This window comes from Streptomyces sp. NPDC046727, from assembly GCF_040645635.1.
Lineage (GTDB): Bacteria > Actinomycetota > Actinomycetes > Streptomycetales > Streptomycetaceae > Streptomyces.
The window spans coordinates 1-8,066 of the sequence record NZ_JBEYYR010000080.1 but is presented as its reverse complement, the minus strand read 5'-3'; the positions used below and the strand labels follow the sequence as shown (position 1 = coordinate 8,066).

Sequence of the window (8,066 nt, the reverse complement as noted above, 5' to 3'; positions counted from 1 at the left end):
AGGCGGAGGAGGGCGCCAACGCGGAGCGTTGGCAACCGACGACAACGCCGCAGATGTGCGTGCCAGACCCCGCGACGCCGGGATGATCCAAACGACAGGGCCTAGGCCCAAAGCGACAGGGCGTGGTGCCTCGGCACCAGGAAGAACACGAGCCCCCGATGCCTGCGGCATCGGGGGCTCGGCGTGGGTGCCGCTCCGCTCAGCCGGCCCGTACGGCCGCCGCGTCGAGGCCCGGCCGGCGGTCCCACTGCTCCGTCAGGAAGGACCCGATGTCCCGCACCGACTCGGCGGCCTCCCTGACCAGCCCCGCCTGGGCCTGCGCCGCATGCCACAGCACCCGGCTCTCCGCGAGGCGCACCGTCACACCGGCACGGCGCAACGACGCCGCCAGGTCGAGGCACGGCCCGTAGAGCAGCTCCCGCGTGTTGGTGTGGACATAGGTGGGCGGCAGCCCGGTGAGCTCGCCACGGGCGGGGGCGTACCGGGGATCGGCGGGGTCCGTGTCCCCCAGGTACGCGGCGGCACAGGCGAGCCCCCACGCCCGGCTGACCACCAGGTCCCGGCGCCGCTCGGCGACCAGGCCCGGGTCGGCCCACGGCGAGATGAGCGCCAGCGCGGCCGGCACTCCCGGCCGGCCGGCATCACCTTCGCCGGCGTGCTCACCGGCCAGGGCGACGAGATGCTGCGTCGCCGCGAGCGCGATCCCGCCGCCCGCCGAGTCACCGGCGAGCACCAGGGAGGACGGCGCATGGCCCTCGCCCTGTGCGAGGACCTCCATCGCCGCCAGCGTGTCCTCCACGGCCGCGGGGCACGGATGCTCGGGGGCGAGGCGGTAGTCGAGCAGATAGACGGGACGGGCGGTCGCGCGGGACAGATGAGCCGCGAGGGAGCGGTGCGTCGCGGGGGAACCCACGGTGAACCCGCCGCCGTGCAGATACAGAACGGCGCCCGGACCGGTGACCGGCCCTACCGTGACACGTTCGGCCCGACGCGCCCCGAGCCACAGCCTCTCCACCCGCGCCCCGGCGGGCATCGGCTGGCCGACGGAGAACGCGTTCAGCAGCATGCGCTGTACCGGCCAGGGAACACGGGGGTGGAACGTCGTCCGGAAGAACGGGTGCAGCAGGGCTCGCGCCACCGTCGGCGGAAGGTTCATGCGCGCGCTCCCGGACGGGGCGCGATCCTGAGCAGACGGGACATGACGGCCCCGAAGCGCTGGGAGCCCGCGGGCGAGATCCGGCCCAGCAGGTCCAGGGCCTTGGCCTCGGCACCGATGAGGACGCGCGCCCGCTGCTCGTGCACCCCGCGCACGATGGTCTCGGCGGCCATCTCGGGGGTGTGCAGCGCGAGGCGCTTGTCGAAGGCGCGCGCGATGGACGCCGCGTCCAGGCCCGCGGCGGCGCCGGCGCTGCGGGCCACCGAGGTCTTGATGCCGCCCGGGTGGACCGCGGTCACGCGCACGGGATACCGGGCCAGCAGCATCTCCTGCCGCAGCGCCTCGGTGAAGCCGCGGACGGCGAACTTCGAGGCGCTGTACGCGCTCTGCCCCGGGTAGGTGATCAGACCGAAGAGGCTGGAGACGTTGACGACATGGCCGTCACGGGACGCGATCAGGTACGGGAGGAACGACTTGGTCATGTACACAGTGCCCCAGAAGTTGACGTCGAGAACCCGCTCGACCTCCTCGAACGACTGCCGCTCCACCTCGCCGTAGTAGGCGATGCCCGCGTTGTTGTAGACCTGGTGGACCGTGCTGAAGTACGCGCGGACGTCATGCGCGTAGTCCGTGACGGCCTCCTGCTCGGTGACGTCGAGGCGGGTGGCCCAGATGTCCCGGCCGTGCTCCGCGCACATCTTCGCGGTCTCCTCGACGCTCTTCTCGTCGATGTCGGACAGCGCCAGGTGCGCCCCGAGTTCGGTGAGGCGCACGGCGAGCGCGCGCCCGATCCCGGACCCGGCACCCGTGATGACGACGACCTTGTCCTTGAAGCTGTCCAGAGGCTTCCTTGCCATGCGCGTCCTCACCTCGAGATGTGGTAGGCGTCAACGTCGAAGGTTCGCGTGATGCGGCGGAAGGCGTACGAGAAGCCCGGCCACATCGTGGTGTTGGCACCGTGCTTGTCCAGGTACCAGCTGGAGCAGCCGCCCGTGTTCCACACACTGCGCGACAGCTCTCCCTGCAGGGACCGGTAGAAGGCGTCCTGCGCGGACTCCCGCACCTCGATCGTCCGCAGCCCCTGGCGCTTCATGAGGGTGAGGGCGCCGACGAGGTAGTTCACCTGCGCCTCGATCATGAAGATCATCGAGTTGTGGCCGAGCCCGGTGTTCGGGCCCACCAGCAGGAACATGTTGGGGAAGCCCGCGATGGCGGTGCCCTTGTAGCACTTGCGGCCGACCGTGTCGAACACGTCCTGGAGACTGCGCCCGTCCTTGCCGAAGATCCTCCGGTACATCGGGGAGTCGGTGACGTGGAAGCCGGTGGCGAAGACGATGACGTCCGTGGGGTGCTCCACGCCGTCCGCCGTGACGAGGGACTTCTCGCGGATCTGCGTGATGCCCTCGGTGACCAGGCGCACGTGGTCCAGATTGAACGTGGGGTAGTAGGTGTTGGAGAGCAGGATGCGCTTGCAGCCGAGCCCGTAGTCGGGGCGCAGCCGGCGGCGCAGCGCCGGGTCCCGGACCTCACGACGGAGCTTGGCGCGGGCCAGCAGCTCGACCGGCTTCAGCAGCGCGGGCACCTTGGCCAGAGCGATCGCCTGCGCCTCGTGGGCCCAGTAGATTCCCGTGCGCACGGCACGCTGGTAGAAGGGCACGTACCTGCACGCGAGGCGTTCGGCCGTCGAGTACCGGCGGTCGAGGCGGGGCATGACCCACGGAGCGGTGCGCTGGTGCACCTGGAGTTCCGCGGCCTGCGGGGCGATGGCCGGCACGATCTGGATGGCGGACGCTCCGGTGCCGACGACGGCGACCCGCTTCCCCGTCAGATCGGTGTCGTGGTTCCAGCGCGCCGAGTGATGGATGTCCCCGGCGAAGGTGTCGAGGCCGGGGATGTCCGGCAGCGCCGGCTCGCACAGCGCTCCGAAGGCACCCACCAGGACGGTCGAGGCGAACGTCCCCTGGGACGTCTCGACCCGCCAGCCCTCCTCCTCGCCCTGCCAGCGCGCGCTCAGCACCTCGCAGTCGAAGACGTGACGGTCGTGCACCCGGTAGCGGCGCGCGACCTTCTCGATGTAGGCCTGGATCTCCGGCTGCGGGGAGAACGACCGGGTCCAGCCCGGGTTGAGGGCGAACGAGTAGGAGTACAGGTGGGACGGGACGTCGCACGCGGCTCCCGGGTAGGTGTTGTCCCGCCAGGTCCCCCCGACGCCGTGGCCGCGATCGAGGACCAGGAAGTCGTCCCAGCCCTGACGCCGGAAGCGGATCGCCGCGGCCAGACCCGCGAGCCCGCTGCCGATCACCAGGGTGTGCACACGCCGGGCCGGGCCCTTCCGGCGGGCCGAGGAGGGGGCGGGGCTGGTCCGCGACGCGCTCGGTGTCGTGTGGATGTCTGAAGCACTCAAGAAGGATCAGCTCCCCGTCGCGTCTGCCATACGTACCCGGACAGTGATGGTGCTGCAGGGCCCTGACATCCCTCTGAATCGGTGCCGTCGGCAGGGACAGGACGGTTTCAGAACCGGAGCTGATGCTTGTTGCCTTGGGATGGCCGCGCGGCTTCGGCTGCCGCGCCGTCCATGTCCCCGCAGCGAGCGACCAGATGAGGAGAGACCCCGATGGCCTTTGCGCAGGAGACGGACGAGTCCATCGAAACCCCGGACGTGCTGATCGTGGGCACCGGACTGGCCGGTCTCGGCATGGCGGTGAAGCTCGCCGAGGCCGGCCATCGCGACTTCGTCATCCTGGAGAAGGCTGACGGCGTCGGAGGCACCTGGCGGGAGAACACGTACCCGGGCTGCGCCTGCGATGTGGCGAGCGTCATGTATTCGTACTCCTTCGCTCCGAACCGGAACTGGAGCCGGATGTACGCGGAGCAGCCGGAGATCCTCGACTACATCAAGCACGTCGTCAAGGAACGCGATCTGGAGCCGCACATCCGGTTCAACACGGAGGTCACGTCGTACGAGTTCGACGAGGCGGCCGACCGCTGGCACGTCAAGACCCGCTCCGGCCAGGAGTACCACCCGCGGATCGTCGTCCTGGCCCATGGCGCGCTGCACCAGCCGAACGTCCCGGACCTGCCGGGCATGGAGCGCTTCAAGGGAGAGCTGTTCCACTCGGCGCAGTGGGACCACTCGGTCGACCTGAGGGGCAAGCGGGTCGCCGTCATCGGTACCGGCTCCAGCGCGGTGCAGTTCATCCCGCGGATCGCGGGCATCGCGTCGCATGTCGACGTCTTCCAGCGCAACGCGCACTGGGTGCTGCCGAAGGCCGACCGGCCGCTCAAGCACCTCGAGCGTCGCCTCTTCGCGTCGCTGCCCTTCGTCCAGCGGCTGTACCGGCTCGCCGCGTACTGGACCCACGAGCTTCCCGTGCTCGCGTTCCTCAACCCGAAGTACCTCGGCGTCCTCGAACTGGCGGCGAAGCGCACGCTGGAGAAGCAGGTGCCGGATCCCGAGCTCCGGGCCAAGCTCACCCCCGGCTACCGCATCGGCTGCAAGCGCATCCTGCTCACGAACGACTACTTCCCGGCCCTGCAGCGCCCGGACGTCTCCCTCACCACCTCCGGTATCGACGAGTTCACCGAGTCGGGGATCAGGACGAAGGACGGCGAGCTGCACGAGGCGGACGTGGTGATCCTGGCCACGGGCTTCTCCACCGACAACCGGTGCGCCAACGAGCACATCGTCGGCCGCGGCGGGCTGACCATCCAGGAGGCCTGGCGCGACGGCATGACGGCCCACCTGGGCACCACCGTCGCCGGGTTCCCGAACCTGTTCATGCTGATGGGGCCGAACTCCGGCGGCGGCGCCCAGTCGATCCTGTTCGTCATCGAGGCGCAGCTCCACTACATCGTCGAGTGCCTGAAGCTCATGCGGTCCCGTCGCGCCACGCGCCTCGAGGTCCGCTCCGAGGTGCAGAAGCGCTTCAACGACTGGCTGCACGCCAAGCTGTCGGGATCCGTGTGGAACTCGGGCGGCTGCCACAGCTGGTTCCTCGACCACCGGGGCGTCAACCGCCAGTCCTGGCCGGGAACCGGCACCTCCTACTGGCGCGCCACCCGCCGGCCCGACCCGCGGGCGTTCCTGCTGACCCAGGGCGGGGGCGGCCGATCGAAGTAGCCGTACGGCCGGTGCACCGCCGTCGCGGCGGGCCCGGCCCTACCGGCCGAACGACAGGCCGGCGTCTCCCGGGAGACGCCGGCCTGACTGTCTCATGGGGCCCGGAGCGAGACGCTCTCAGGGCGTTTTCAGAAGATCCCCGACGGTGCGGCGGACCTTGGCGACGACCTCTTCGTCTCCCAGGCGCAGCGCCGTATTGGCCGCACAGAGGACGGAATCGATCTGGAAGACCGCGAGGTCGATGTCGAGATCCGCGATTTCCTGGGCCGCGACGGCGTTCCGCAGTTCCTTCTCGATGGTTTCGAGCCATTGTTGCTGAGTCCGGAACAGGGCGTCCCGGACCGCTCCCGGTTTGCTGTCGAAACGGGCGAGGTTGGCGACCTGGAAGCAGCCGCCTTCGAACAGCGGGGTTTTGGCGTAGTCAATCCAGTGTTCGATCAGAGAACGCAGCCGCTCGACTCCCGGGGCAGCTGACCGCGCCGGGCGGACGACCGCGTCGATGAACATGGTGCGCGCGTAATCGATGGTCCCGAGCTGGAGCACTTCCTTGGACCTGAAGAGTGTCTGGATCCCCGCCTTGCTCATGCCCGTGTCGGTCGCCAGACGGCCGAAACTCACATCGTCCAGCCCGTCGAGGGAGGCGATGTCGACGGCTCGCCGCAGCACGATCTCACGCGCCCGCGCACCTCTGAGCAGGCGCTTGTCCGTGATCGACACCTTGTCCGCGCGTGTGACGAAGGTTCGCTCCGCGGTTCGCTCGTCAGTGCCCATACGGCCGATCGTACCTCTTGTCTGCGACTTTGTGAGGAGGGCCGCTGGACGATCTTGAACATCCGCGCTTCATCTGTTCGCCACCGTCCCGATCGCAAGGGTTTCGCCGGCCGAGATCTCGGACCGCGGAACCCGCTCATTCGTGCGGGTCACCTACTCGAATATGCGGGCTGTGCGATCAGTGGCCGAAAGATTAGGCTCCTCGCGTCTCTGGCATGTGTGAGGAATTCCCCGGGGGAGGAGCAAGCCTTGTCGGCCATGAGTATCAGGGTGCTTGGACCGTTGCGAATCGAGGTGGACGACTCGGAGGTGGAGTTGTGCGGAGCCAAGCTCCGCGACATTCTCGCCGTGCTCGCGCTGCGGGCGGGCGAAGGTATTCGACGTGACGAACTCATCGAAGAGCTGAATCTGGCGAGCACGACACGGGACGCGACGAACGCGGTGCACGCCCACATACGCAGGCTCCGCCGCTGGCTGGAGACGCACGGCATGCCGGCCGACGTGGTCGAGACGGTCGACTCCGGATACCGGCTGAACGTGGACCGGGCGTCCGTCGACGCCCACCGCTTCCGGGACCTCGTGCAGCGCGGGCTGAGCCTGGCGCCGGCGACCCCGTCCGTCGTGGCCGCGATCCTGGAGGAAGCGCTCTCGCTGTGGCGCGCGGACGCGCTGATGGACTCCCGGCACGGTCCGCTGACCACGTCCGCGGCCGACGAACTGCATCAGTGGCGGTCGACGGCGCGCGACGCCCTGCTCGACGCCTGGCTCGCGCTCGGCCAGGACAACCAGGTGATCCTCAGCGCGCCGCGATTCATCGCCGACGACCCGCTGAACGAGTCCATCCGCGTGCGCCAGCTCACGGCGCTGCGGCGGATGGGCCGGTACACGGAGGCGGTCCGGGCCTACCACAACGCCGAGCGCGTCCTGTTCCAGGAGCTGAGTGTCGAGCCCGGCCCCGAGCTGCGCACGGCGCACAGTGCCGCGCGGCAGCGGATCTCCTCGGACCTCATGCGCGAACGGGCGGAACTGGCCCGCCTGACGTGACATCCCACTGAGCCCGGCGCCGACGCCGGAAGCGGCGTGGTGGAGGAGTCCACGGTCTCCGTCACCGCGCCGCTCCGGTGTGTCCCGGCGGGTCGCACCGGCGTTCAGCGCGTGCGGCGCGCCAGGGTGCCGGCCAGCGCCTTGACCATCTCGCTCGCCATGACGGCCTGTCCCGACGTGGAGAAGTGGATGCGGTCCGCGCTCAGGAGGTTCTCCCGGGAGTTGACGGGGTGGTCGAACATGTCGACGACGACGGCGCCGTACTCGTCCGCGAGCTCGCGCGTGATGTCGTTGAGGGTGAGCACCCGCTCGGTCCAGTCCTCGAAGACCGGCACCACGTAGGCGCGGCCCAGGGTGAACGTCGTGAGCTGGGCACCCGTCTCGGCCGCGAGGGCGTACAGCTTGCGCATGTTCTGCTCGATCTCCCCGAAGTCCGGCGTACGACGCAGCAGGTCGTTGGGGCCGCAGGGGATGTGCAGCAGATCCGGGGCGAAGTCCCGCATGCCGTCGATCTGGTGGTTGAGCGTGTCGACCGTCGTGGCGCCGATCACCGCCGTGTTCAGGTAGGCCAGACCGGGCCTCACCTGGCGCAGGATGTGCGCGAATCGATCGGACCAGCCCTGGTCCCCGTAGCCCTCGCTCTTGTCGCCCGTGCCCGCGGAGAGGCTGTCCCCGATCACGGCGTAGCGCTGCCAGGGGGCGTCGAAGAGCATCGCCGCAGCGTCGACCGTGTCCAGGCAGAACGGGTCGGTCTCTTCGGTGAAGGGTGTCGAAGTCATTAACAAAGAATGCGGTCGATCGTATGTACTGTCAAGAGGTGTGCGGGCCCCCCGGGCACCCGCCCCGCCGATGGGTGCACGGCAACGCAGCGAGGCCCCGACCGTACGGTCGGGGGGGGCCGCGCTGGGGGTGGCGTTTGGGTGGGCGGGGGGGGGGGGGGACGCCCCCGCCCGGTAGAGGGGCCGAGGGCCGCTA

Annotated in this window: 7 protein-coding genes; 2 read left to right on the top strand and 5 right to left on the bottom strand. The window is 69.6% G+C overall.

The features are described from left to right. Window positions 1-199: 199 nt before the first annotated feature. Genes ABZ937_RS42575 through ABZ937_RS42565 form a run of 3 tightly spaced genes read right to left on the bottom strand, consistent with a single transcriptional unit; the run spans window position 200 to window position 3,560 of the window. On the bottom strand, window positions 200-1,156 hold the full coding sequence (locus ABZ937_RS42575; protein WP_361701024.1) for an alpha/beta hydrolase: 957 nt from the start codon (window positions 1,154-1,156) through the stop codon (window positions 200-202). Then, complete coding sequence (locus ABZ937_RS42570) at window positions 1,153-2,013, bottom strand: SDR family oxidoreductase (protein WP_361701022.1); 861 nt, start codon at window positions 2,011-2,013, stop codon at window positions 1,153-1,155. The genes ABZ937_RS42575 and ABZ937_RS42570 overlap by 4 nt, the downstream gene beginning before the upstream one ends. 8 nt (window positions 2,014-2,021) lie before the next feature. Then, on the bottom strand, window positions 2,022-3,560 hold the full coding sequence (locus ABZ937_RS42565; protein ID WP_361701020.1) for an NAD(P)/FAD-dependent oxidoreductase: 1,539 nt from the start codon (window positions 3,558-3,560) through the stop codon (window positions 2,022-2,024). Window positions 3,561-3,770: 210 nt separating this feature from the next. On the opposite strand from ABZ937_RS42565, the gene ABZ937_RS42560 reads away from it, so the two are divergent. Then, complete coding sequence (locus ABZ937_RS42560; protein WP_361701017.1) at window positions 3,771-5,276, top strand: NAD(P)/FAD-dependent oxidoreductase; 1,506 nt, start codon at window positions 3,771-3,773, stop codon at window positions 5,274-5,276. 117 nt (window positions 5,277-5,393) lie between these two features. On the opposite strand, the gene ABZ937_RS42555 is transcribed toward ABZ937_RS42560, so the two are convergent. Beyond that, entirely contained in the window at window positions 5,394-6,047 is a 654-nt protein-coding gene (locus ABZ937_RS42555) for a TetR/AcrR family transcriptional regulator (RefSeq protein ID WP_361701015.1), read from the bottom strand. Window positions 6,048-6,329: 282 nt separating this feature from the next. Here ABZ937_RS42555 and ABZ937_RS42550 point away from each other — a divergent pair, with 282 nt between their 5' ends. After that, complete coding sequence (locus ABZ937_RS42550; protein ID WP_361701012.1) at window positions 6,330-7,091, top strand: AfsR/SARP family transcriptional regulator; 762 nt, start codon at window positions 6,330-6,332, stop codon at window positions 7,089-7,091. A gap of 104 nt (window positions 7,092-7,195) precedes the next feature. Here the strand turns inward: ABZ937_RS42550 and ABZ937_RS42545 are convergent, their stop codons facing one another. After that, window positions 7,196-7,870, bottom strand: a complete 675-nt coding sequence (locus ABZ937_RS42545; protein ID WP_361701009.1) for an SGNH/GDSL hydrolase family protein — start codon at window positions 7,868-7,870, stop codon at window positions 7,196-7,198. Window positions 7,871-8,066: the final 196 nt, after the last annotated feature.

Excerpts from the sequence above, each read along its gene's own strand:
- ABZ937_RS42575 (WP_361701024.1), bottom strand. The coding sequence starts at position 1,156 with ATGAACCTTCCGCCGACGGTGGCGCGAGCCCTGCTGCACCCGTTCTTC.
- ABZ937_RS42570 (WP_361701022.1), bottom strand. The coding sequence starts at position 2,013 with ATGGCAAGGAAGCCTCTGGACAGCTTCAAGGACAAGGTCGTCGTCATC.
- ABZ937_RS42560 (WP_361701017.1), top strand. The coding sequence starts at position 3,771 with ATGGCCTTTGCGCAGGAGACGGACGAGTCCATCGAAACCCCGGACGTG.
- ABZ937_RS42555 (WP_361701015.1), bottom strand. The coding sequence starts at position 6,047 with ATGGGCACTGACGAGCGAACCGCGGAGCGAACCTTCGTCACACGCGCG.
- ABZ937_RS42545 (WP_361701009.1), bottom strand. The coding sequence starts at position 7,870 with ATGACTTCGACACCCTTCACCGAAGAGACCGACCCGTTCTGCCTGGAC.